Origin of the sequence: Bacillus sp. EAC, from assembly GCF_002156875.1 — a bacterium.
Taxonomy (GTDB): domain Bacteria; phylum Bacillota; class Bacilli; order Bacillales; family Bacillaceae_G; genus Gottfriedia.
Genome location: NZ_NCSY01000001.1, coordinates 382705 through 406350, shown reverse-complemented (window position 1 = coordinate 406350; position 23646 = coordinate 382705). Strand labels below are relative to the sequence as shown.

The 23646-nt window shown below is 32.3% G+C and carries 25 protein-coding genes; 15 read left to right on the top strand and 10 right to left on the bottom strand.

The features are described from left to right. Nucleotides 1-19 precede the first annotated feature (19 nt). Nucleotides 20-499: a CcdC family protein gene (locus B7R65_RS01815; RefSeq protein WP_088041281.1), complete on the top strand. Its 480-nt coding sequence runs from the start codon at nucleotides 20-22 to the stop codon at nucleotides 497-499. 28 nt (nucleotides 500-527) lie between these two features. Here B7R65_RS01815 and B7R65_RS01810 read toward each other — a convergent pair whose 3' ends face one another. Further along, nucleotides 528-959, bottom strand: coding sequence for a DUF2621 family protein (locus B7R65_RS01810; RefSeq protein ID WP_088041041.1), 432 nt, complete (start codon nucleotides 957-959; stop codon nucleotides 528-530). A 186-nt stretch (nucleotides 960-1145) separates the two neighbouring features. Between B7R65_RS01810 and B7R65_RS01805 the strand changes: the two genes are divergently transcribed. Continuing rightward, nucleotides 1146-1616, top strand: a complete 471-nt coding sequence (locus B7R65_RS01805; protein WP_088041040.1) for a hypothetical protein — start codon at nucleotides 1146-1148, stop codon at nucleotides 1614-1616. Nucleotides 1617-1665: 49 nt separating this feature from the next. Here B7R65_RS01805 and B7R65_RS01800 read toward each other — a convergent pair whose 3' ends face one another. After that, a complete protein-coding gene (locus tag B7R65_RS01800; RefSeq protein WP_088041039.1) occupies nucleotides 1666-2568 on the bottom strand; it encodes a CobW family GTP-binding protein in 903 nt (300 codons plus the stop codon). Nucleotides 2569-2753: 185 nt separating this feature from the next. On the opposite strand from B7R65_RS01800, the gene B7R65_RS01795 reads away from it, so the two are divergent. Beyond that, on the top strand, nucleotides 2754-3452 hold the full coding sequence (locus B7R65_RS01795; protein ID WP_179194735.1) for a DsbA family protein: 699 nt from the start codon (nucleotides 2754-2756) through the stop codon (nucleotides 3450-3452). A 35-nt stretch (nucleotides 3453-3487) separates the two neighbouring features. Here B7R65_RS01795 and B7R65_RS01790 read toward each other — a convergent pair whose 3' ends face one another. The 3 genes from B7R65_RS01790 to sspO form a co-directional block, all read right to left on the bottom strand. Further along, nucleotides 3488-3643 (bottom strand): YfhD family protein, encoded by a 156-nt coding sequence (locus B7R65_RS01790; protein ID WP_088041037.1) that lies wholly within the window; start codon nucleotides 3641-3643, stop codon nucleotides 3488-3490. 28 nt (nucleotides 3644-3671) lie between these two features. Further along, entirely contained in the window at nucleotides 3672-3806 is a 135-nt protein-coding gene (locus B7R65_RS01785; protein ID WP_256941116.1) for a small acid-soluble spore protein P, read from the bottom strand. An 802-nt stretch (nucleotides 3807-4608) separates the two neighbouring features. Next, complete coding sequence (gene sspO, locus B7R65_RS01775; protein ID WP_088041034.1) at nucleotides 4609-4755, bottom strand: small acid-soluble spore protein O; 147 nt, start codon at nucleotides 4753-4755, stop codon at nucleotides 4609-4611. Nucleotides 4756-4977: 222 nt separating this feature from the next. Between sspO and acnA the strand changes: the two genes are divergently transcribed. The 5 genes from acnA (at nucleotide 4978) to tlp (ending at nucleotide 9666) form a co-directional block, all read left to right on the top strand. Next, nucleotides 4978-7704 (top strand): aconitate hydratase AcnA, encoded by a 2727-nt coding sequence (gene acnA, locus B7R65_RS01770; protein ID WP_088041033.1) that lies wholly within the window; start codon nucleotides 4978-4980, stop codon nucleotides 7702-7704. Nucleotides 7705-8353: 649 nt separating this feature from the next. Beyond that, a complete protein-coding gene (locus tag B7R65_RS01765) occupies nucleotides 8354-8908 on the top strand; it encodes a TlpA family protein disulfide reductase (RefSeq protein WP_088041032.1) in 555 nt (184 codons plus the stop codon). 76 nt (nucleotides 8909-8984) lie between these two features. Beyond that, nucleotides 8985-9122 (top strand): FbpB family small basic protein, encoded by a 138-nt coding sequence (locus tag B7R65_RS01760; RefSeq protein WP_088041031.1) that lies wholly within the window; start codon nucleotides 8985-8987, stop codon nucleotides 9120-9122. Between the two features lie 140 nt (nucleotides 9123-9262). Continuing rightward, complete coding sequence (locus B7R65_RS01755) at nucleotides 9263-9403, top strand: acid-soluble spore protein N (RefSeq protein WP_088041030.1); 141 nt, start codon at nucleotides 9263-9265, stop codon at nucleotides 9401-9403. 35 nt (nucleotides 9404-9438) lie between these two features. Beyond that, nucleotides 9439-9666, top strand: coding sequence for a small acid-soluble spore protein Tlp (gene tlp, locus B7R65_RS01750; protein ID WP_179194734.1), 228 nt, complete (start codon nucleotides 9439-9441; stop codon nucleotides 9664-9666). A 55-nt stretch (nucleotides 9667-9721) separates the two neighbouring features. Here the strand turns inward: tlp and B7R65_RS01745 are convergent, their stop codons facing one another. The 3 genes from B7R65_RS01745 to B7R65_RS21185 all read right to left on the bottom strand — a co-directional run bounded on the left by B7R65_RS01745 (nucleotide 9722) and on the right by B7R65_RS21185 (nucleotide 12189). Then, nucleotides 9722-11005, bottom strand: coding sequence for a glycosyl hydrolase family 18 protein (locus B7R65_RS01745; protein WP_088041028.1), 1284 nt, complete (start codon nucleotides 11003-11005; stop codon nucleotides 9722-9724). A 148-nt stretch (nucleotides 11006-11153) separates the two neighbouring features. Next, nucleotides 11154-12047 carry a prohibitin family protein gene (locus B7R65_RS01740; RefSeq protein ID WP_088041027.1) on the bottom strand — a complete coding sequence of 298 codons (894 nt, stop codon included), beginning with the start codon at nucleotides 12045-12047 and terminating at the stop codon, nucleotides 11154-11156. Beyond that, a complete protein-coding gene (locus tag B7R65_RS21185) occupies nucleotides 12028-12189 on the bottom strand; it encodes a hypothetical protein (RefSeq protein WP_179194733.1) in 162 nt (53 codons plus the stop codon). Before B7R65_RS21185 ends, B7R65_RS01740 begins: the two co-directional genes overlap by 20 nt. Before the next feature lie 304 nt (nucleotides 12190-12493). On the opposite strand from B7R65_RS21185, the gene B7R65_RS01735 reads away from it, so the two are divergent. Further along, on the top strand, nucleotides 12494-12916 hold the full coding sequence (locus B7R65_RS01735) for an acyl-CoA thioesterase (protein ID WP_088041026.1): 423 nt from the start codon (nucleotides 12494-12496) through the stop codon (nucleotides 12914-12916). 62 nt (nucleotides 12917-12978) lie between these two features. Here the strand turns inward: B7R65_RS01735 and B7R65_RS01730 are convergent, their stop codons facing one another. Both B7R65_RS01730 and plsY read right to left on the bottom strand, forming a co-directional pair. Next, nucleotides 12979-13338 carry a hypothetical protein gene (locus B7R65_RS01730; protein WP_088041025.1) on the bottom strand — a complete coding sequence of 120 codons (360 nt, stop codon included), beginning with the start codon at nucleotides 13336-13338 and terminating at the stop codon, nucleotides 12979-12981. 181 nt (nucleotides 13339-13519) lie between these two features. Continuing rightward, complete coding sequence (gene plsY, locus B7R65_RS01725) at nucleotides 13520-14113, bottom strand: glycerol-3-phosphate 1-O-acyltransferase PlsY (RefSeq protein ID WP_088041024.1); 594 nt, start codon at nucleotides 14111-14113, stop codon at nucleotides 13520-13522. Between the two features lie 187 nt (nucleotides 14114-14300). Between plsY and B7R65_RS01720 the strand changes: the two genes are divergently transcribed. The 6 genes from B7R65_RS01720 (at nucleotide 14301) to parC (ending at nucleotide 23436) form a co-directional block, all read left to right on the top strand. Then, a complete protein-coding gene (locus B7R65_RS01720; protein WP_088041023.1) occupies nucleotides 14301-14975 on the top strand; it encodes a response regulator transcription factor in 675 nt (224 codons plus the stop codon). 3 nt (nucleotides 14976-14978) lie between these two features. Continuing rightward, complete coding sequence (locus tag B7R65_RS01715) at nucleotides 14979-16769, top strand: sensor histidine kinase (protein WP_088041022.1); 1791 nt, start codon at nucleotides 14979-14981, stop codon at nucleotides 16767-16769. Nucleotides 16770-16846: 77 nt separating this feature from the next. Beyond that, entirely contained in the window at nucleotides 16847-18049 is a 1203-nt protein-coding gene (locus B7R65_RS01710; protein WP_088041021.1) for a S1C family serine protease, read from the top strand. 100 nt (nucleotides 18050-18149) lie between these two features. Then, nucleotides 18150-18560, top strand: coding sequence for a CoA-binding protein (locus B7R65_RS01705; protein ID WP_088041020.1), 411 nt, complete (start codon nucleotides 18150-18152; stop codon nucleotides 18558-18560). Nucleotides 18561-19030: 470 nt separating this feature from the next. Beyond that, entirely contained in the window at nucleotides 19031-21004 is a 1974-nt protein-coding gene (parE, locus tag B7R65_RS01700) for a DNA topoisomerase IV subunit B (RefSeq protein WP_088041019.1), read from the top strand. Further along, a complete protein-coding gene (gene parC / locus B7R65_RS01695; protein WP_088041018.1) occupies nucleotides 21004-23436 on the top strand; it encodes a DNA topoisomerase IV subunit A in 2433 nt (810 codons plus the stop codon). Before parE ends, parC begins: the two co-directional genes overlap by 1 nt. Nucleotides 23437-23646 lie beyond the last annotated feature (210 nt).

Sequence of the window (23646 nt, the reverse complement as noted above, 5' to 3'; positions counted from 1 at the left end):
TGAAGAAATGAATAAAGAAATGAGTATTATTATTAGTACAGTTTTTGCAACATGCATGGCTTTAGGTGTTATTTTTATTCGACTAAAAGCTGCAAAAAAACCGACTAACTTAAAGAAAATTATTTTGCCGCCATTTTTTATGAGTACAGGTGCATTAATGTATGTTGTACCACAGTTTAGACTTACAAGTACTGAAATACTTGAGGCAATTTTTGTAGGATTGTTTTTTTCTTTATTTTTAATTAAAACATCCAAATTTGAAATTATCGATAACGAAATTTATTTAAAAAGATCAAAATCATTTGTATTTATTTTACTTGGCTTATTAGTTGTTCGGATTGTTATGAAGTTATATTTAAGTTCGAGTATTGATGTTGAACAATTAAGTGGAATGTTCTTCTTATTAGCGTTCTCTATGATTTTACCTTGGAGATTAGCAATGTATAAATCATATACAAAAATGAGAAGACAACTGCCTTCTAATACAATAATAACGTAAAAAAACGTGTACCTAGTAGGTACACGTTTTATTTTGCTAATAAATGTTTATACTCTGAAAAATCGATTTCTTTTTTCTTTAACGTTTTAACTAGGAATGCGTGATCACGTTTAGGTGTTGCCTTTATATATCCTTCGATAATTAGTCCTTGCGTAATTTGTGTAGCGTTATTAATAAGTGCTAATTCACCAATTTTACCAGCTATCTTATCTCGAGCGACATCTCTGAATAAAGAAGGAACTGGTTGTACTAACTCCTCTAATAATTCTTTTTGGTCATTTGACCATAAATGCCTCGTTTTTTGTAAATATTCATCTTGCCAATCTAAAATTGATTTTCCATCTTCTTTTGGAAGTCTTTTTAAAAACTTTCTGAACATGAAATATCCACCAATTGACATCATCCCTAATAGGAAAATTGTCCATAAGACAATCATAATTTGAGACCAGACCGAAAACATATGTATCCTCCTTGTTTCCAACAAACATATAACCATTATAGTAAGAAAATATGGTAACTATCAAGCAAGTACACATGATTTTTGACAAAAAATGACCAATAATTTTAGCGTACTAGTTTCATTTTAACCTTCTGGAACATATAGTAGAAAAAACAATTAAAAAAGTCGTAGAGGAGGCGGAAGAATGTGAATCAAACAAAATTCTCTTCTCACTTTACTTTTCTGAGTGTTTTATTTTATATGGCAGTAAGTTCACTTCTGTTAATATTTCTGTATAAGCTAATCTCATTATTAATAGGAAATGGGAATGATGTCAAACAATATTTACAAATTAGTGTAGTCATTATTGTCTTGTTGATCACTGCATTTCGTTTAATAAGAAGCGATATTCTCGTAAATAGCGATCAAATTATCATTAATAAAGGAATTTTGACCTATAAAGTAAACATTGCTGAAATTACGGAAATTAAACAATTAGTTGAGGTTTATGGCAGAAATAAAGAATTAATCACACTTTTAATTCACATTAATGAAATGGTGCAGCCGATTCTTCTAACCCTCGAAAATCCAAAGGGATTTATTAAAGAAATTTTGAAATATAATCCCGAAATTAAGTTTGAAGAGGAATTGATTGTACTTGTTAATAAAAATAAATAAGACATGAAGTGAGCCAAGTTTCCTTTTAGATTGAAACTTGGCTCTATATTTATTTGCATTTTTTAAGCTCTTTTTCAAAGAATTCTTTGTCAATATTTTCTCCAATTAAAACAATTCTTTGAGGAAGCTTCATTCGTTCTTTTTCATATGAAACTAAGCCATTTGAATACTGTACATTGTACAAGGTAGGGTCGTCTTTAAATGAAATATATCCTTTTAATCGAAATAGATTATTGGGTGCATTTCTTAAGAAGTTTTCAAATAATTCCTTGTTATAACTTTCACCTTGATTGTGTATATATGTATTTATTTTTAAAGATTGATTAATAGCAAGTTTTTCTCTATCCATTAGATTAGATGAAAGAGAAACCTGATGTTCTAGCTTTATTTTTTCATTAAAGTCTTCAACAACATTTAAATTTATGTTTTTTATTTCATTAAGGACAAGTTGTCTATCTGCCGAATTCAATTTGTCTAATCGATTAATGAAAATTAGATCGCTATAAGTAATTTGTTGAATTAATAAATATCGAATGGATGGACTAAGTTCATTTTTGGTTTTCCAGCGTGTAGCATCTACTGTTGATAAGACCGATTTTATGATTAGCGATTCAACTGTTTGTGCGGATGAACAAGCATCAACAACATCAATTGTGTTAGCAACACCAGTTGTTTCAATATAAATAACATCTAATTCATTATTTTGAACTAGTGAGAGCAGTTGAATTTCCAACTGATCTTTCATCGTACAGCAAATACAACCGTTTAATAATTCTTTTAATCGAACGTCATCAGGGATTTCATTTGAATCGATGGATATTTTCCCTATTTCATTCATAATTACAGCTACTTTACGATTGTTTCTTAACTCTTCGATTAAACATTTTTTTAATAGAGTGGTTTTGCCACTTCCTAAGAATCCGCTTAAAATAACTATTTCAGTCTTGTTCAATGAATCTTTCTTCCTTCCAGTTAATAAAATTCCAATTACGAAAGTAAGTAACTGGAGTATCGTTATTTAAAACTAATCTTATTAAAATATCATAATATTGTCCATGAATAGAGTTCTAAATAGGAAGGTATAGCTTGTTTATGTTACAATTACATCAACATAGTAATAGGGGGAGTCTAGCAATAATGAACAAAAAGAAAAATAGTAATCAAACATTTGCCATTACAGTATTTATTGGAATTATTGTCTTACTTGGAGCATTATTTTTTGTTTCTAAAGCACAGGATAAAAATGCAGAGAAAGAATTTCCAACGATTGCTGGAGTGAATGATGTAAAAGTTAATGGGTTTGATATAGAAAAACAACCAACTATTGGGAACAAACTAGCAAAAATTGAAGTTGTTGAATTTGGTGATTATAAATGTCCAATTTGTAAGGATTGGAATAAATTAGTTTTTCCAGAATTAAAATCTCAGTATATTGATAAAAATTTAATCTCGTTTTCTTTTATGAACTATCCATTTATTTCAAAAGATTCAAATTTAGCAGCCCTAGCATCAGAAGTGGTCTATGATTACGATAAAAATGCATTTTGGAAATTCCATGAAGAGGTATATGCTAATCAAGGCGATGAAACAAAAACTTGGGCAACAAAAGAAAAATTAACAGATATTGCAAAATCAGTTATTCCTAACTTAGATGAAGCGCAATTTAAAAAGGATTTATATAAAAAGTCATCAATGAGAAGTGTAGCAACTGATAAAGCGATAGCAGAACATTACAAAGTTAATGGTACTCCAACTATTTTTGTAAATGGTAAACAAGTTGAAAATCCAAGCTTTGAAGCAATTAAAGCAGCAATTGATGCTGAACTAAACAAATAAACTTTAAAGGTATGCGTAAAACGCATACCTTTTTTTTACAATTTTTTCTTTACTCGAGCATCTGCAGCAGCAGAACGCTCTTGCGCTTGTATATCATTTTGATCAGCTAGTTCTTCAGAAAATTCTACGTCAAGTCCATCTGGTTCAACGTATCGATTGAATTTATTATTAATATTTTCTTTATTTTTCATATTAAACCCTCCATATTCTAAAGTTTAATTACATATCGTGATGACTATGATTTTTTTGTCTTGTATGGTTTTGGTTTTTTACTTTATGTGATCCACTTAATGGCTTTGGTTGACCACTTTCATTTTCAATTGCACTGTTTCGTCGTACAGACTTATTTGCCACACTTGTCACCTACCTTTATATATAGCTTTAGTTCTAAGAGAAAAAATATGCTACCATGAAAAAATTACTAATTTTAAAATGAAAACGCTTTTATAAAATTAAATTATGATTTTCATTGTCACTTTCCCATATACATAAATAACTTAAATGAAGGAGGGGAGTTCGATGTGAATAATCTTTATTTAATTAGAAAATAAAATTCTAAAATCAAATAATTAAATAATGCTATTTTCTAATAGATTTGTTGTTTTTTATTGTTTTATTAAAACATGTTATTAAAGATTAGTTGGTACAGAAGTTGTAGACTCCTGTGGGAGTGGCGGAAACAATCCTTTAATATATAACAACAATGTTTATGAAAACAGCTAAAAATTAACATATAGTGTCATACAAATTATTCAAAATTAATAGACTACAAGTCATAAAATTATTTTGTCTGACTCTTTTTATGTATGAAACAAGTAAATTGACCAATACTAAGTAATAGTCAAAATGAAAGAGGAGACTGATTATGCAAGTTCTTACTATTTGTCTCATATATTCGGGTATTATCATACTCTATTTTTTGATTAAAAAAATGCAATATAATAGGAGACAAAAAAACGTAATTAATTTTTTCCTTTATTATAATCGTAGAAAAAGTAATGTGGATCAAGAATCCAAAAGAACTGGGGATATCATCTATTTGATGCCACCATCATCAATTGATAAAAGATTTTTATCAAAACGTAAAGATGACAAACGTTAAATTAGTAGCTGTAAAAGCAAGCAATTTCGTTCAAATTGCTTGCTTTTTTATTTGCTATTGTCTTTTTTTCGTTTTCTTATTATTTTGTTTATATTCAGCTGTAAGCTCTTCCTGTGCTATTTCTTCTTTAAATCCTGCAGCTTTCCCTTGCTCAATTGATGCGGACATGCCACTTCCAACATTGTTTTTACGTTTAGACATTATTTTCCCTCCTTTTTACTTTGGTTAGTATTTCCTTAATTGCAATGAATACTCGAAAATATTTAATGACAAAATATAGTCATAAGTTTTACTTATTAGAAATGATAAGTTACTTGTTATTTACTTATGATATACATTGTAATAAGATATTATTGTAAGGTATTGAAAAGTTTGGATATATAACAAAATTCAGACATTTTTTGCTTAATAGGGGGAAGAAACATGGGGAAAAATGACGTTTTTCAATCTCGTTCGACGTTTTCTGCGAACGGTAAAACTTATCATTATTATCGCTTAAAAGCAATTGAAGAAGCTGGCGTAGCAAAAATCGCTAAATTACCATATTCAATTAAGGTATTATTAGAATCGGTTCTTCGTCAAGTTGATGGAAGAGTTATTAAAAAAGAACATGTTGAAAATTTAGCAAAATGGGGAACAGATGGATTACAAGATGTTGATGTTCCATTTAAACCTTCACGTGTAATATTACAAGACTTTACAGGTGTTCCAGCCGTTGTAGATTTAGCATCTTTACGTAAAGCTATGGCAGATTTAGGCGGAGATCCTGAAGTAATTAATCCTGAAATTCCTGTAGATCTAGTTATTGACCACTCAGTAATGGTAGATAAAGCAGGTACTTTAGATTCTTTAGATTTCAATATGGATCTTGAATTTTCTCGAAATGGAGAGCGCTACCAATTCTTAAGCTGGGCTCAAAAAGCATTTAATAACTATCGTGCAGTGCCACCAGCAACTGGTATCGTTCACCAAGTAAACTTAGAATACTTAGCTAATGTTGTTCATGCGAATGTTACAGAAGATGGAGAGATTATTGCTTTCCCAGATACATTAGTAGGAACTGACTCTCATACAACAATGATCAATGGTATTGGTGTATTAGGTTGGGGTGTAGGTGGTATCGAAGCTGAAGCAGGAATGTTAGGCCAACCATCATATTTCCCTGTACCAGAAGTAATCGGTGTTAAATTAACTGGTTCTTTACCAGGCGGAATTACTGCAACTGACGTAGCATTAAAAGTTACTGAAGTATTACGTAAAAAAGGCGTTGTTAATAAATTCGTTGAATTCTTTGGACCAGGATTACAAAGCATGCCATTAGCTGACCGTGCAACAATTGCAAACATGGCTCCTGAGTACGGTGCTACTTGTGGTTTCTTCCCAGTTGATGGTGAAGCATTAAACTACTTGCGTTTAACAGGACGTTCTGAAGAGCAAATTCAATTAGTTGAAGCATACTGCAAAGCTAATGACTTATTCTATACAGCTGATCTAGAAGATCCAACATTTACTGATTTAGTAGAAATCAATCTTTCAGAAATTGAGTCAAATCTTTCTGGTCCAAAGCGTCCACAAGATTTAATTCCATTATCTGAAATGAAAAAAGCATTCCAAGATGCAGTTTCTGCTCCAATGGGAAATGCTGGCTTCGGATTAACAAAAGAAGCATTAGATAAAGAAGTAAATGTTAAATTTGAAAATGGTACAGAGACAACTTTTAAAACTGGTGCAGTAGCAATTGCAGCTATTACAAGTTGTACAAATACTTCAAACCCATACGTAATGTTAGGTGCTGGTTTAGTAGCTAAAAAAGCTGTTGAAAAAGGACTAACAGTTCCTGCTTATGTAAAAACATCATTAGCTCCGGGATCAAAAGTAGTTAGTGGTTATTTACAAGAAGCTGGATTAATTCCATTCTTGAATGAATTAGGTTTCAATATTGTTGGTTATGGTTGTACTACATGTATCGGTAACTCAGGACCACTAGCACCTGAAATGGAAGAAGCAATTGCTGAAAATGATATGTTAGTAACATCAGTACTTTCTGGTAACCGTAACTTTGAAGGACGTATTCATCCACAAGTAAAAGGTAACTACTTAGCATCACCACCATTAGTAGTTGCTTATGCTTTAGCTGGAAATGTAAATATCGATTTCGCAGTAGAACCAATTGGTCAAGATAAAGATGGTCAAGATGTATTCTTAAAGGATATTTGGCCAACTTCACAAGAAGTTCAAGAAGTTGTTGCTTCAACTGTAACTCCAGAATTATTCAAAAAAGAATATGAAAGAGTATTCGAAGACAACAAACGTTGGAATGAAATTCAAACAACAGATGATTCATTATACAAATGGGATAGCGAATCAACTTATATTGCAAACCCACCATTCTTTGAAGGCTTATCAAAAGAACCAGGTGAAGTTAAACCATTATCAGGTTTAAAAATCATTGGTAAATTTGGAGATTCAGTAACAACTGATCACATCTCACCAGCGGGATCAATTGGTAAAACAACTCCTGCAGGCTTATACCTACAAAGTAAAGGTGTAAATCCGATTGACTTTAACTCTTATGGTTCACGTCGTGGAAATCATGATGTTATGATGCGCGGTACATTTGCTAACATCCGTATTCGTAACCAAATTGCTCCAGGAACTGAAGGCGGAGTTACAACTTATTGGCCAACTAATGAAGTGATGTCAATTTATGATGCTGCTATGCGTTATAAAGAAGATGGAACTGGCTTAATGATTTTAGCTGGAAATGACTATGGTATGGGAAGTTCTCGTGACTGGGCAGCAAAAGGAACTAACCTACTTGGAATTAAAACAGTTTTAGCTGAGAGCTTTGAACGTATTCACCGCAGTAACTTAGTGTTAATGGGTGTATTACCACTTCAATTTAAAGATGGAGAAAACGCTGAAAGATTCGGATTAACTGGTAAAGAAATTTTCGCAGTTAAAGTCGATGAAAATGTTAAACCTCGTGATTTAGTTAAAGTAACTGCTACTAAAGAAGATGGTTCAACTGTAGAATTTGAAGTAGTTGCTCGATTCGATAGTGAAGTTGAAATCGATTATTACCGTCATGGTGGTATTCTTCAAATGGTATTACGTGAAAAATTAGCTGATTCAAAAGTTAAACATTAATCAATTTTTTAAGCACAGTCCTTTTGGACTGTGCTTTTTTATCTGTTTGTTTCCGTAAAATTAATTGAAAATTAACAGGTTTCTTAGTTGATTTCCATTCAAGGCATCTAGCTTTTAGTGGGGTGCGCGCAGAGCCTCCTTTCGCTAATTCACATCAATATGATCTCACCTGTCCCAATACTTCCACAGGAGTCTCTTAAGTTAGTCTCTGTTAGTTAACAATGTTGATTTTATTAAAAGTTTATTCTTAACTGTTTTTTATAAGCTGAACTGACATTAAAAGAATGATCTTTTTTTTAGAATTGTTGTTTTTTGGTACTGTAAATTTTTAGACAGTAGTCGATTGGAACTTAAAGGATGCTCAAAACCTGTTGAAATGCGGGAAGTCTGAGGCCACACAGTGGTCAAAAAGATAGGCATGCTAATGCCACGACGCATGCATGACCCACATCGTGTGGGCCAAGGAGGCTCAGCTCACGCGCCATGGAAACAAGTATTCAGGAGTGGAAATCAACACTTATATGCATACTGAAATAACAACAATATATACGAAAATAGCCTAAATAGAATAACTAAGGGAGTAATTTCCAATTTTGATTTTTTATTTATTTATGGTTAAATAGAGTTAGTTCATTAAAAGGGTGATTTTATGAAAAAAATAATACCAATGCTATTACTAGTAGTAGCTTTAGGTTATTCAATTTTTCAATTATATGAAAAGAAACACGAAGAAAAAATTGTGAGTAATAAGAATGATTCGTATATTGCTTCCATTCAAAAGATGGGTGTTCAAGTTGGGCAACAGGCACCAGATATTAAATTGATGACATTAGAACAAAAAAATGTGAATTTATCTGAGTATAAAGGAAAAAAAATAATCCTTAATTTTTGGGCAACATGGTGTCCACCTTGTCAGGATGAAATACCTGCATTAGAAAAATTTCACGAAAAGCATAGTAAAGATGTTGTGATTTTAGGTGTAGCAGACTATATTGGTGAAAAGAAGGATCTTGATTTCGTGAAAAATTTTGTGTCTAAAAACAATATGAAATACAAAATTTTACTTGATGAAAACGGTAATAATTTCCGCAAATATGGCGTTATTTCGATACCTACTACATTTTTTATAAATCCTAATGGCGAAGTGGTATATAAACAAATTGGGCCTTTAAATGAGAAGCAGTTAAATGATTTTTTGAAGTAAGTAAAAACAATTAACTAAAATGTAAGAAAACTCTATTTTTTGGCAATACTAACAAAAAATAGAAGAGGTGATTGTTTTGAGAAAAAAAAGACATAAGTCGTTCCAAGAATTAATTTTAGAAAATAAAAATTCTCTATTAAATGATCAAGCTGCATTAGATAAGATATATGATCGTCTTGAAGAACGTTTAGAGAAAAAAGCAAAAGCTGAATAATATGTATTTTATATAAGTAGAGAAGGATAAAATTTCCTTCTCTATTTTTAATTTGGTCGCAAAAAATATTACTAATTATTTTATGTTCATTTACATATTTCAAGCAACAAAACTCATACTATCACGAGGAGGCGATTAAAATGGGTAATCCTAAAAAACATCCGAAAGATTTTGTTCCGAACCATCTAGGAACTCAAAATAAGGCTGCAGGTGGTAATAAAGGGAAACAAATGCAGTATAAGGATCCTACTGGAAAACAACCTATTGTTGATAATGGCTAAAATCTAATTGAAAACTTGAATTGGAGTGATAAATAATGGAATGGAAGCCAAATCCTGATGATCGTAGTGATAACGCTAGTAAAATTCAAAATACAATTGATCAAACAAGAGAAAATATGAAGGAAGCAGAAGCTTCTATGAAATTTGGCAATGAACAAGACCGACAAAATGTCCTGGCAAAAAATGAACGTCGAGAAGAAGCTTTAGAAGCTTTACAAAGTGAATTAAAGGACGAACAAGCTTTTAACGATGCAAATGATTGAATAAATAAAAAATAGCTAGGTATCATGAGTTCTCTCATTAATACCTAGCTATTCTTTATCCTCTTTTAACAATATTAAAATTAGCCTGAAGCAATTCCCAATTCTGAATAAATGGCAAACCTAACTTCCAATACGAAATTCCTCGAATATGTGTTTCTTTTATTAAGTTAAATTTTGCTTGAATTGATCTAGCATCCTCAAACCAAACTTCATGTTTTTGCCCATTAGACTCAGTATAACGGTAATGTGGAGCTTTCGCTTTCGTATCATATAGTATTTCATTTGTCATTTGAATAGCTAGATTGGTTGCTGCTTGTGCACTTAGTGCCTTTGCCATTGTTCCTTGTTTAAATGGGACTTTCCAATCAAAACCATATAAATTTTGCCCCATCATAATTTTAGATGGAGGTATAACGGACTTTGCGTAATTGATAACTTTACGTACTTGATCAATTGGGGATACTGCCATAGGTGGACCACCTTGCCAACCCCAGTCATATGTCATAATAACAACGAAGTCGACAACTTTTCCTATTCCAGCATAATCATGAGCTTCGTAATATCTTCCTTTTTGGGTTGAACTAGTCTTAGGTACCAAAGTCGCACTTAAGATGAATCCTTGTGGTAGTCTTGATTTCAATTTACTTAAAAAATTAATATAAGCGACACGATCCTTTGCTGCAATATCTTCAAAATCAATATTAACTTCTCTAAAACCATATTTATTTGCTGTAGCAATTATATTATTAATTAGTTGATCTTGAACTGCTGGACTTTGTAAAATATCAGTTGTAAGGCTTGTTGAAAAGTTGCCATTCTCAAGATTCGAAACGACCATCATATAGATACATCGATTGTCTTTAGCAATTTGAGGGATATTTCCAATTGGTGGTTCAGTCAATGTTCCGTCTCTCTTTGCATCAAAGCTAAAGTGAGCTAAATACGTTAAGAATTTACTTTCGTTTCGAGCTGACTCCTCTAAAGCAGGTCTGATTGGATTAGATGTAGGTTGTAAATATCCAATTGACTCAACATTTCGTTTCTTCCTTGGAGGTAAATGTAATTTTTGTCCTACATTCAAAGTTGCATACGCACTAATACCGCTATGAGTTGCAATTTGATTTGATGGAACACCATAGGTCAATCCAAGCTCATATAAATTATCTCCTGGCTGAACAAAATATTCATTTCCTGTAGTAGGAACTACTAAAGCTTGCCCTTTAATGATTTTATATGGAGCGGATAAATCATTTGCAGTAATTAGCGCTTGCCGTTCAACTCCATAAAAATCCGCAATACTCATTACTGTTTCTCCGCTTTTCACAACATGAATTTGCATGAAATCTATCTCCTCCTGCGCTAATGATTAGTATTCGTCAATATAAAATATATGCCAAATAATTAGGAATAGAAGAGGGGGTTGAAAAACAAGGTAAAAGGTTTAAATAAAGAAAAACCTGGTCATGGACCAGGTTTTTGAGTTTACTTTATTTTTTTGTTTCCTTATTAACACTTTGTTCAAGAGGAAACTGGATTATATTTGCATCACTACCAGACACTGTTGGAAGTTTGCCATCCCATTTTTCAGCTTTTTTGTATTCTATTAGTTCCTTCGTTAAAGACTGTTGAAGAACTTTATTTGATTTTGCTTGACCTTGTGCACGAATAAGTTGTGAATCAGCATCTGCTTGTGCTTCAACTTTTTTCTTTTCAGCATCTATTCTTGCTGTTTCAAGTTCGATCTTTTTTCGATCATTTTCTTGTGCAGCTTGGACACGAGCATCAATTGCTTCTTGCGTTTTCGTATCAGGTTTTGGAGTACCTAGTGTTAAATTTTCTACAAAGAAACCAAGCTGTTTAACATCATCTTTATACAATAATTCGATATCAGCAGAAGCGTTACTCGATTTTTCACCATATAATTGTAAAACTGTATATTTTGAAACCGCAATTCTTGCAGCATCTTGTAAACGTTTCTTTAAGTAAGTATCTTCGATTTCTTCAATCGCGATTGGACCAAACTCATTAAACATGGATACTACTTCGGAAGGATCAATTTTGTAAGTATATGATAAATCCATTTCAATTCGTTTACCATCTGAAGTTGCAAGAGCAACATCTTTGTATTCAACAGTTCTTAAACGAATTGGATATTCAGTTACTTTATCAAATAAACCAACAAAATTCCATCCTTGTGATAAGGTGTTTTTTTGTATACCACCATTTGGAGAGTATACAACACCTACATAACCAGGTGTAATTTTTTCAATAAATAAAGCAGGAATTGCAACTGCGGACAGAAGGGCAACGCCTGCGATGATTCCTCCAATTACTTTGCGAGTAAAGAATGATTTCTTTTTTTCAATCGGTTGAATGTCCATTATTTTTTTTCTCCTCGTCCTTCAAGATATTTTTTATTTTTGATGATTTTTCACCGATTTTTTCAAATCCAGGTGAAATGATAAGCCAGATTCCGAATAGTAACAGAAGGATAATAAGGATAGATCCTAATAAAACTTTCAATCAAACTGCCTCCTAAACTTTAAGTATAAACACAGTAATAGCAAAAATTAGTTTTTATAAAAGAATGATTTTAAATGGATTCCACAAGACTCGTAATAAAATACCGTCGGAGGTAGACCCCATGAGTAAGTGTGAACTAGCCATGAGGTCTATCCACGAAAAAGTGAGCGGATTATTTAAAATATCGATTATGTATTAAAGGAGTCTTAATATAAGATAATTATAACATTAAAGATAGGTTAAAAAATAGAACAATAATTCATTTTTTGGTAAAGTAGACTTAGAAGAATATGGGGTGAGTTATTTGTTTATTTCAGAAAAATTAGTTGAAGTACGATATGCAGAAACGGATGCGATGGGTGTAGTTTATCATGCGAATTATTTAGTTTGGTTCGAGATTGGTAGAACTCAACTAATTAAAGATCTTGGATTTAATTATGCTGAAATGGAATCTGTGGGGGTTATATCTCCAGTAATTGACTTAAATGTTTCATACAAAAAAAGTTTACGTTATGGTCAAACAGCTAAAGTAAAAACGAAAATAAAATCACTTAGTCCATTAAAGGTGATTTACGAATATGAAATCGTAAATGAAGAAGGGGACATTTGCTGTATTGGTAATTCAACACATGTTCTAGTTTCAAAGGAAACTTTTAGACCAATCAAATTTAAAAAGATGTTTCCAGATTGGTACGAAGCATATGAAAATGCGTTAAGTGTGGAATAAAAAGAAGTGAATTTGAAAAAAGAACAGGGGAAAAAGGGTATTCCCTAACACCCTGTTCTTTTTTAGGCTTCTACTAGAATTGCTTCATCTTCTACAAGGAATTCTTTCTCTTTAAATACAAATGTTGCTTGAACACTTTCTACAAGTAGAATTAAAGCAGTAATTAAATGCATAATCCACGCTAATGGAGAAATGTATTCAATGACAAGAGTAATTAATCCAGCGATTGAACCGATCGTATATTGACCGTGATTCCTAGCAAGTATTAACGTGAAGATGTATACAATACCTAATAGAATTGGAAGAATATTTGCAGAAATAACGACTAAAAAACGTCCAAATGAAGGCATACCGAAAAATAATTCAAAACCGAATGAACACCATTTTAATACTAAAAAGTAAACAAACGGGTGATATTTCATTAAAGCCTCCTAATGAATCTGCATAATAACCTTTCATTCGTATAGAATATACAAAATTTATCATGATTACACATGTACTTATTTCCAAAGAATAAAATACAAAAACCCTCTTTAATGAGTTTCTATCATTAGAATAGAAACTCATTAAAGAGGGAGCATTTGTAATAATGAATGAGATGACTTAATCTTTCTTACTTAAGAAATTTACTTTTGGCTCTGTCTTATTTAAGATTCTTGAAATATTCGCACGATGACGATAGACAACAAATACTGCCAAAACAATCATAATAATAAATAAGATTTTATCACCCATAAGGTATGCACCAATCGTTCCGACTAAGGCGGTTATCATTGATGAGAGTGAAACAAATCTAGAGAATTTTAAACAAAGAATGAAGCATAACACTAAAACTACAAATAAAATAGGTGATGCATACAATAATAATCCACCTGATGTTGCGACAGCTTTTCCACCTCTGAAGCCTGCAAATATTGGATACATATGCCCTATTACTGCAAATAATCCGACGATCAATGGATTTATTCCGTGGTAGTGAAATAGTAATGGAAGTGCAGCGGCTAAAGTACCTTTTAAGATATCACCAAGCGTTACAATAATCCCTGCTTTTTTGCCTAGTGTACGAAATGTATTTGTTCCGCCAAGGTTACCACTTCCGTGTTGACGTATATCCACTCCGTAGAAAAACTTCCCAACAACTAGTCCAAATGGGATTGAGCCTATTAAATAGGCAAGTACAATTACGAACAAGCTCATTGTCTAGCTCCTTTTCAAACTATAATAGATAAGTGCATTATCCCTCAATTTTATCACAATTTTAAATGAATAAATAGATTGTATTGATCCATCGTTAATTCTTTTAATAAGAGTGAAACCATAATTGTGTATTTAATTATGATAAAATGGTAATATATCTCAAAAGTAAAGGTGAGAGGGAAATTTTATGAGCTCAACAGTTTTATTAATAGAAGATGAAACAAGGCTTAGAGAAATTGTAAAAGAATATTTTGAAAATGATGACTTCACCGTTATAGAAGCTGCAGATGGAGTTGAAGGGTTTAAAAAGTTTAATGAAAATGTAGTAGATTTAATCATTTTAGACCTTATGCTCCCAAAAATGGATGGATGGGAAGTATGTAAACTTATAAGAGAGAAATCTGACGTCCCAATCATTATGATTACAGCTCGTTCTGAAGAAGAGGATCAGTTACTAGGTTTTGAACTAGGAACAGATGAATACGTTACAAAACCATTTAGTCCAAAAATTCTTGTTGCTAAAGCAAAAAGTGTTCTTAGAAGGACTTTAGATAATAAAGAAGATGAAACTGACTCAAAAACCATCTGTGGGATTACCATCAATTTTTCTTCGCGTACAGCGGATGTCAATGGTGAAGAACTTCAATTAACACATAAAGAATTTGAGTTATTACAATATTTAATTGAAAACAAAGGAATTGTGTTAACTAGAGATCAACTATTAAATAATATTTGGGGATATGATTATTTTGGCGATGGAAGGACAGTCGATACTCATATAAAAAAACTCCGACACAAGTTAGGAGAAAAATCAAAACATATTACAACTGTTATACGTGTAGGGTATAAATTTGAGGAGTAAAACATGAAAAAGAGTATTGTAAGAAAACTTTTTTTATCAATTACTGGATTACTTATAATTTTTTTACTCATAGTGTTTGTTGGGCAATCTATTTTTTTACAAACCTTTTATACAAAAAAGAAGGTTGATATCGTAACTGATATGTTAACAGGCTTTGTACACACATACGAAAAAGGTCGATTTAACGAATCGCAATTTCAGAATGAATTAACAAAATTCTTTTCGAAATATAATACTACATTAGCTGTTTTAGATAAAAGGGGAGTTATAAAAGCTGAGAATGATTTTGATTTAACTGTACAAACAATCAATGGTAAAAAAGTATATGTGCCATTGAATAATTTATTGTATTCAGATCAAATCGAAGAAATATTAGCTTTGAACATTAAAGAGAATGAAAATGTTTCGATACGTGGATATGTACAAGATGATTATTTTATTCCTTTGTACATAAAAACAAAATCAGGTACTTGGGAGGAAAAAAATCCAACCTCTAATCCATTGCAGCTCTCGAGTAAAAATGGATTTGAAAATATGATTAATATTGAAATTAAAGGCAAAGTTGTCGATTTACATTTACCTTTAGCTAATCAGTATACTTATTCTGCTCAAATGAATACCTTAATGGCTGCTATTACTGATTGGACTAAAAGTAATGAGGATCTATCACAATATCAAGATAAGGATTTTCCTTTAATTTACCGTTATTTAGATAAAGCAAATGGATTAGAGAACAAAGTTTTTATTTATCCATTAAAAAAAGAAGGAAAGTATAATGAGGTAATATTTGCGATTACATCATTACAACCAGTTAATGAAGCGATGTATGTTCTAAAAGACTTTTATTTGTACGCTTTTATAATCGGTTTATTATTAATTATCATTGTCTCATTTTATTATTCAAAAGTAATTACTAAACCGTTATTGAAAATGAATTCTGTTACGAATCAATTGGCCCAATTGAATTTTAACGAAAAAATAACTGTGCAATCTGATGATGAAATTGGTGAACTTTCAAAGTCAATTAATATTTTATCTGAAAAATTAGCACTTACAATTGATAATTTACAGCAAGCAAATAATAAATTAACGAAAGATATTGAAAAAGAAAAACAGCTAGAACAAATAAGAAAAGAATTTATTAGTGGTGTTTCACATGAACTAAAAACTCCTCTAAGTATCGTACAAAGTTATGCTGAGGGATTAAAAGACGGGTTAAATGTTGAGAAAAATGGTTATTATGCAGAGGTAATACTAGAAGAGGTTGATCGAATGAACGACCTAGTAGTTGATATGCTTGAATTATCAAAGCTACAATCTGGTACATATAAACTAAAAAATGAACCTTTCTTAATTGAAGACTGTGTCGAACATGTGATTAGTAGAATGTTTAAGGCGAATCAAAATCATTATACTTATGAATCAAATGTAGTTGCGGATACATTAGTTAGTGGCGAACAAAGAAAAATTGAACAAGTTTTAATTAATATTCTTTCTAATGCTGTCCATTATGGTAGACCAGACCGTGAAATAACAATTAAATTAAAGGATGATATCGATAAAGTGATCATCTCTGTTTTTAATGAAGGAAATCCGATACCTCCAGATAAGATTGATAAAATTTGGGATCGTTTCTATCGAATTGATGAATCAAGAAGCCGACAAAGCGGTGGAACTGGTTTAGGATTAGCGATTGTAAAAACTATTCTTGACTTACATCAATCGTCTATAAACGTCCATAATAAACAAGATGGGGTAGAATTTTCATTTTTTCTAAAAAAATTTAAAAATTAATTTAAAAGTTCACAGTAAATACACACGGTAAGGTTACATTAATATCAAATCTAATTACATATCAGGAGGCAAGTAAGATGGGATATTATGACGAAACTGATCTATGGAATGAACAAGAGAATCCAAATAATCATAAGAGGAATCAAAAAGGTAGAAGAGGTGGTTCGCACGTTTTAACTGGTTTTATCGGAGCAGTAATTGGTGCTGTTACAATTTCACTAGTTTCACCGAATTTATTAAATTTTAATAATGATAATTCTAAGTTATCAAATGAAAACGCTGTGCCAACACAAGTGATAAATGTATCGAGAGAAGATTTAACAGCAACTATTCAAGCTGCTCGTAAATTTGTAGTAGGTGTGAATAATTATCAATCATCAAATCCTTTTTCAATGGAAACGCAAGAAGCAGGTTCTGGTTCAGGTGTAATTTATAAAAAAGTTGGAAACAAGGCATTAGTTGCGACAAATAACCATGTTGTAGAAGGTGCAAAACAACTTAAAGTAAAAATGGCTGATGGCCAATTAATCAATGCAAAATTGGTTGGTACTGATCAGCTCTTAGATTTGGCTGTTGTGGCAATCGATGCAAAATATGTAACGAATCTTGCAAAATTAGGTGATTCTGAAAGCATTAATGTTGGTGAAACTGCAATTGCAATCGGAAATCCACTAGGTTTTTTAGAAAGCACAGTTACACAAGGTATTGTAAGTAGTAAAGCGCGTGAGATCCCACAAGATATTGATGGAGACGGTGTTGCAGATTATCAAACTCAAGTAATTCAAACAGATGCTGCAATTAATCCAGGTAATAGTGGAGGGGCATTAATTAATGCTAAAGGCGAATTAATAGGAATTAATTCAAGTAAAATCGCAGAGCAATCAGTAGAAGGTATTGGATTTGCAATCCCGATTAATATTGCTAAACCAGCTTTAGATCAAATTGAAAAGTTTGGTGAAGTAACACGCCCAGTTATGGGAGTTGGATTAAAATCCTTAGAAGAAATTCCACAATATAATATTGAGGAATCATTAAAATTACCAGGGTCAGTAACAAAAGGTGCAGTTATTACTCATGTAGATCCAAATACCCCAGCCGAAAAAGTAGGATTAAAGCAGTTAGATGTAATTGTAGGTCTAGATGATCAACAAGTAAATGACGTAATTCAGATTAGAGAGTATTTATATTCTCATAAAAAAGTTGGAGATCAATTGAAAGTTACTTTTTATCGAGAAGGTAAGAAACAGGAAACTACATTAACGTTGGCTTCTAGTAATTGACAGTAAGCCACTAGTACAAATATGATTATTGTAAGAATAAATTAGCGGAAAGAAAATTTTCTTTTCGCTTATTTACTTAATTTGAAAGGGTGATTATAAAATGAGTAAATACCCATCAAGAGATGAAATTGGACAAATTTTAAAAAATAGTAAAGTGATTGCAGTAGTTGGATTATCTCAAGACCCGTCAAAAACTTCTTACATGGTTAGTAAGGCAATGCAAGATGCAGGATATAAGATTATTCCAGTCAATCCAACAGTTGACACAGTACTAGGTGAAAAAGCAGTTCCTAGTTTATTAGATATTAAAGAAAAAGTAGATATTGTTAATGTTTTCAGAAGACCGGAGCATTTACTTCCTGTTGCCCAAGAATTTCTAAAAATTGATTGCGATGTTTTCTTTGCGCAACTAGGTATTGAAAATGAAGAAGCATACCAATTATTAAAAGAAAATGGCAAGACTGTCATTATGGATCGTTGTATTAAAGTAGAACATGCCATGACTAGATAAAGTAAAAACTCACTGGATCCAGTGAGTTTTTTATTTTAAATGTTAGGATCATACGTAAACATTTGTGCTATTTAAAGTTTGGTTAGCAGATTTCTGCCCTAGAAAACTAATTATCATTAGTATGTGAGATGATGAGAAAAAACCATTTGCAAACTCACTTGCAGTGTCTCACCTGTCCTCTCACTCCATAGGTTTCCAAATCATGTTGAAAAAGTCTAAATGTTTGTACCAGGTTTAATAGGAGCATCACTTGGAAGTATTCAGAATATTAAGATATGGTTAGAAATGGCGTTGAAATCAATAAAATCCCCCTTAAAAAAAGGTCAAATGTACTATTTTTTTCTTTAACGACTTGTAAGTTAGTGAAAAAACCATTAACATGAACGATTAGAAGAATCATTTTACTTTTTATATGTTATAATGGAACGAATGTTCTTATGTAAGTGGTAGTATGGAAAGGAGATATGGTGTTGGCAAAGAATCAAACAACATATAATGAAGATGCGATACAGGTCCTGGAAGGTTTAGAAGCAGTTCGCAAACGCCCAGGAATGTATATTGGTAGCACAGATAGTAGAGGTCTACACCATTTAGTTTACGAAATAGTAGATAATTCTGTTGATGAAGCATTAGCTGGTCACGGAACTCAAATAGATGTGATTATACATAAAGATAATAGCTTAAGTGTTATAGATCACGGTCGTGGTATGCCAACAGGTATGCACAAAATGGGGAAACCGACACCCGAAATTATATTAACTGTTCTTCACGCAGGTGGTAAATTCGGACAAGGTGGCTATAAAACAAGTGGTGGTCTACATGGAGTAGGTGCATCAGTTGTTAATGCTTTATCAGAATGGTTAACTGTTGAGATCCACCGTGAAGGCGCAGTATTTAAACAACGCTTCGAAAATGGTGGTAAACCAGCAACTTCACTAGATATTATTGGGAAAACAAAGAGAACTGGTACGACGATTCATTTTAAACCAGATACAACAATATTTAGTACAATTAATTTTAATTTTGATACATTGTGTGAAAGATTAAGGGAATCAGCATTTCTTTTAAAAGGATTAAGAATCACAATTAAAGATGAACGTCATGATGCGTATGAAGAATTTTATTATGAAAACGGTATCGAAGCGTTTGTAGGCTATTTAAACGAAGAGAAAGAATCACTACATCCAGTCGTTTTCTTTGATGGTACACAAAATAAAATCGAAGTAGAATTTTCATTTCAATATAATGACGGCTACTCAGAAACGATGCTTTCGTTCGTTAATAATGTACGAACAAAAGACGGTGGTACACATGAGGTTGGCGCAAAAACAGCTCTTACTAGAGCCTTTAATGAATATGCACGAAAAGTAAATATTTTAAAAGAAAAAGATAAGAATCTTGAAGGGGCAGATATTCGTGAAGGCTTAGCTGCGATTGTATCTGTTAGAATTCCTGAGGAACTATTGCAATTTGAGGGACAAACAAAAGGAAAGTTAGGTACAAGTGAAGCTAGATCTGCTGTTGATTCAGTTGTTTCAGATCAACTAGCTTATTTCCTAGAAGAAAATCCAGATATTGCTACGTTACTTGTTAAAAAAGCAGTAAAAGCTTTTCAAGCGAGAGAAGCTGCTAGGAAAGCAAGAGAAGAAGCAAGAAGTGGTAAAAAAAGAAAACGTTCAGAGACATCGTTGAGCGGAAAGCTTACGCCAGCACAATCGCGTAATCCTCAAAAAAATGAACTTTATTTAGTTGAGGGTGATTCTGCAGGAGGTAGTGCGAAACAAGGCCGTGATCGTCGTTTTCAAGCTATCCTGCCATTACGAGGTAAAGTAATTAACACTGAAAAAGCTAAATTAGCGGATATTATGAAAAATGAAGAGATCAATACGATTATTCATGCAATTGGTGCAGGAGTAGGTAGTGATTTTGAGATTGAAGACGTTAATTATGACAAAATCGTTATAATGACTGATGCTGATACTGACGGAGCGCACATTCAAGTACTACTTTTGACTTTCTTTTATCGTTACATGAAACCTTTAGTAGATGCAGGAAAGGTTTATATTGCATTACCACCTTTATATAAAGTTAGTAAAGGCAATGGTAAAAAAGAAGTGATTGAATACGCTTGGTCAGAAGTAGACTTACAGGATGCAATTAAAAAAATCGGTAAAGGCTATATGATTCAACGATACAAAGGTCTTGGTGAGATGAATGCTGATCAACTTTGGGATACTACAATGGATCCTGAAACTAGAACGCTTATTCGAGTAAAGATTGATGATGCAGCAAGAGCTGATCGTCGAGTAACGACACTAATGGGTGACAAAGTTGAACCGAGACGTAAATGGATTGAATCAAATGTAGTTTTTGACCTAGATGAAGAAGACAAAATTTTAAATAATGAACAAGTTGAGATTGAAACAGAAGGGAGCGATAACTGATGCAATCATCAGAAAAGCTATATAATATCCCTTTAGAAGATATATTAGGTGACCGCTTTGGTCGTTATAGTAAGTATATTATTCAAGAGCGAGCGCTACCTGACGCACGAGATGGGTTAAAACCAGTTCAAAGACGTATATTATATTCAATGTATTTTGAAGGAAATACACAGGATAAACCATATCGTAAATCAGCAAAAACAGTCGGTAACGTAATCGGTAACTATCATCCTCATGGTGATACATCTGTTTATGATGCGATGGTTCGTTTAAGTCAGGATTGGAAATTACGAAATGTTTTAGTACAAATGCACGGAAATAACGGTAGTATAGATGGAGATCCTCCAGCTGCAATGCGTTATACAGAGGCTAGATTATCTGCAATTGCTAGTGAGTTATTACGTGATATTGATAAAGAAACGGTTGAATTTGTACCTAACTTTGATGATACAAGTATGGAACCGGTTGTTTTACCGTCAATGTTTCCAAATTTATTAGTAAATGGAAGTACTGGTATTTCTGCAGGTTATGCTACTGACATACCATCACATCATCTTGGTGAAGTGATTGATGCAACCATTATGAGAATAGAAAATAAAAATTGTTCGGTTGATGATTTAATGACTGTCATTCATGGACCAGACTTTGCAACAGGTGGCATTATACAAGGTGTTGATGGAATTAAAAAAGCGTATGAAACTGGTAAAGGTAAAATTATTATTCGAAGCCGTGTTCATACTGAGGAATTACGTGGTGGAAAACAAGCGTTAATCATTACAGAAATTCCAGCCGAAGTAAACAAAGCAAATTTGGTTAAAAAAATGGATGAAGTACGACTAGATCGTAAAGTGGATGGTATTACTGAAGTTCGAGATGAAACAGATCGAACTGGTTTACGTATTGTAATTGAATTGAAAAAAGATGCAAATCATGAAGCAATTTTAAATTTTTTATATAAAAATACAGAACTTCAAATACCATATAACTTTAATATGGTTGCCATTTATAACCGTACACCTAAACAAATGTCTTTGCCAGCAATCCTAGATGCATATATTGAGCACCAAAAAGAAGTCATAACAAATCGTTCAAAGTACGAGTTGAAAAAAGCACAAGCCCGTCAACATGTAGTAGAAGGTTTAATGAAGGCACTGTCGATTTTAGATCAAGTGATTTCTACAATTCGTTCGGCAAATGATAAACGAGATGCGAAAGATAAATTAATTGTTCAATATAGTTTTACTGAACTACAAGCTGAAGCAATTGTTATGTTACAACTTTACCGTTTAACAAATACAGACATTACAGCCTTACAAGAAGAGGCAGATGAATTGAATAAAAAAATTGAGCAACTTCAAGCTATTTTAAATTCTGAATCAAAGTTATTAACTGTTATTAAAACAGACTTGAAGAAGATAAAGTTAAAATATGCTGATGAAAGACGTTCAGCTATTCAAAAAGAAATCGAAGAAATTAAGATTTTAAGAGAAGATATAATTGCCCAGGAAGATGTAGTCATTACCGTAACAAGTGAAGGCTATGTTAAACGAACTAGTCCAAGGTCGTATTCTGCCTCAAATGGTAAAGATTACGGCATGAAGGAAGGAGACCGTTTAATCTTCCAAAAAGAGAGTACGACAACAGATACGTTACTGTTATTTACTTCAAAAGGAAACTATTTATATTTACCAATTCATGAGATGCAAGAAATTCGCTGGAAAGATATGGGTCAACATATTGCCAACATCATTCCAATAGATCGTGAAGAAGTAATTTTGTCAGCTACAATAGTGAATAATTTTGAAGAAAATACAGACTATATTTTATTTGTTACGAAAAATGGTGTTGTAAAACGAACAAATATTCAACAATTAAAGGTTCAACGATATTCAAAACCACTTGTAGGCATGTCGATTAAAAACGATGACATATTAATCTACGCTGGTGTTTCAAGTGAAACGGATAGAGTACTATTAGCTACTAGTAGTGGCTACACACTGCTCTTTAAAGTTGATGAGATAAGTGTTCAAGGTCTAAGGGCTGGTGGAGTAAAAGGTATCAACCTAAAAGATAATGATTTCGTAGTATCTGCTGATGTTGTAAATGAGGGTGTGAAAGAAATCTTCTGTGCGACACATCGAGCAGCAATTAAAAAGATGAAACTTGATGCAATACCTCAAAGTTCAAGAGGAACAAGAGGAGTAAAAGTATTAAGAGACTTAAAAACAAATGCTCATTTATTGATTGGTGTGTATTCGATAAATGAGAATGATATGTTTGCAATATTAAGCAAATCTGGTCAATTTGAGATGGTCGATCCAAATGGTTTACGAAATAGTGACCAGTATAGTAACGGCTCATTTATTATGGATACAGATGATGCAGGTGAGATTAAAACGATTATTCGTTACAAAAAAGAAGAAAATAATTAAGAAAAAACCTATTCCAGCATTTTTGGAATGGGTTTTTTTGTCGAATGATGGCAAGTTTATTAAAAGGAATTAATTAAAAATAAAAAACTTTATAAAACCAATAGTACCATGATTAATGGCCAGTAATAATCTTCTAATTACTGGATAAATACGAGGTAAATGTGGTAAAAATTTCCTAATTTAATGAACAATCGACAGAATTGTCGAAAT

What these genes read in the sequence shown, in the direction of transcription:
- plsY (WP_088041024.1), bottom strand. Translation starts at nt 14,113, where the DNA reads ATGAGCTTGTTCGTAATTGTACTTGCCTATTTAATAGGCTCAATCCCA.
- B7R65_RS01705 (WP_088041020.1), top strand. Translation starts at nt 18,150, where the DNA reads ATGAGTAAATACCCATCAAGAGATGAAATTGGACAAATTTTAAAAAAT.
- B7R65_RS01790 (WP_088041037.1), bottom strand. Translation starts at nt 3,643, where the DNA reads ATGAAAAATAAAGAAAATATTAATAATAAATTCAATCGATACGTTGAA.
- B7R65_RS01715 (WP_088041022.1), top strand. Translation starts at nt 14,979, where the DNA reads ATGAAAAAGAGTATTGTAAGAAAACTTTTTTTATCAATTACTGGATTA.
- B7R65_RS01795 (WP_179194735.1), top strand. Translation starts at nt 2,754, where the DNA reads ATGAACAAAAAGAAAAATAGTAATCAAACATTTGCCATTACAGTATTT.
- B7R65_RS01810 (WP_088041041.1), bottom strand. Translation starts at nt 959, where the DNA reads ATGTTTTCGGTCTGGTCTCAAATTATGATTGTCTTATGGACAATTTTC.
- acnA (WP_088041033.1), top strand. Translation starts at nt 4,978, where the DNA reads ATGGGGAAAAATGACGTTTTTCAATCTCGTTCGACGTTTTCTGCGAAC.
- B7R65_RS01730 (WP_088041025.1), bottom strand. Translation starts at nt 13,338, where the DNA reads ATGAAATATCACCCGTTTGTTTACTTTTTAGTATTAAAATGGTGTTCA.
- B7R65_RS01755 (WP_088041030.1), top strand. Translation starts at nt 9,263, where the DNA reads ATGGGTAATCCTAAAAAACATCCGAAAGATTTTGTTCCGAACCATCTA.
- B7R65_RS01815 (WP_088041281.1), top strand. Translation starts at nt 20, where the DNA reads ATGAGTATTATTATTAGTACAGTTTTTGCAACATGCATGGCTTTAGGT.
- B7R65_RS01710 (WP_088041021.1), top strand. Translation starts at nt 16,847, where the DNA reads ATGGGATATTATGACGAAACTGATCTATGGAATGAACAAGAGAATCCA.
- B7R65_RS01765 (WP_088041032.1), top strand. Translation starts at nt 8,354, where the DNA reads ATGAAAAAAATAATACCAATGCTATTACTAGTAGTAGCTTTAGGTTAT.
- B7R65_RS01745 (WP_088041028.1), bottom strand. Translation starts at nt 11,005, where the DNA reads ATGCAAATTCATGTTGTGAAAAGCGGAGAAACAGTAATGAGTATTGCG.
- B7R65_RS01720 (WP_088041023.1), top strand. Translation starts at nt 14,301, where the DNA reads ATGAGCTCAACAGTTTTATTAATAGAAGATGAAACAAGGCTTAGAGAA.
- sspO (WP_088041034.1), bottom strand. Translation starts at nt 4,755, where the DNA reads ATGTCTAAACGTAAAAACAATGTTGGAAGTGGCATGTCCGCATCAATT.
- parC (WP_088041018.1), top strand. Translation starts at nt 21,004, where the DNA reads ATGCAATCATCAGAAAAGCTATATAATATCCCTTTAGAAGATATATTA.
- B7R65_RS01740 (WP_088041027.1), bottom strand. Translation starts at nt 12,047, where the DNA reads ATGGACATTCAACCGATTGAAAAAAAGAAATCATTCTTTACTCGCAAA.
- tlp (WP_179194734.1), top strand. Translation starts at nt 9,439, where the DNA reads ATGGAATGGAAGCCAAATCCTGATGATCGTAGTGATAACGCTAGTAAA.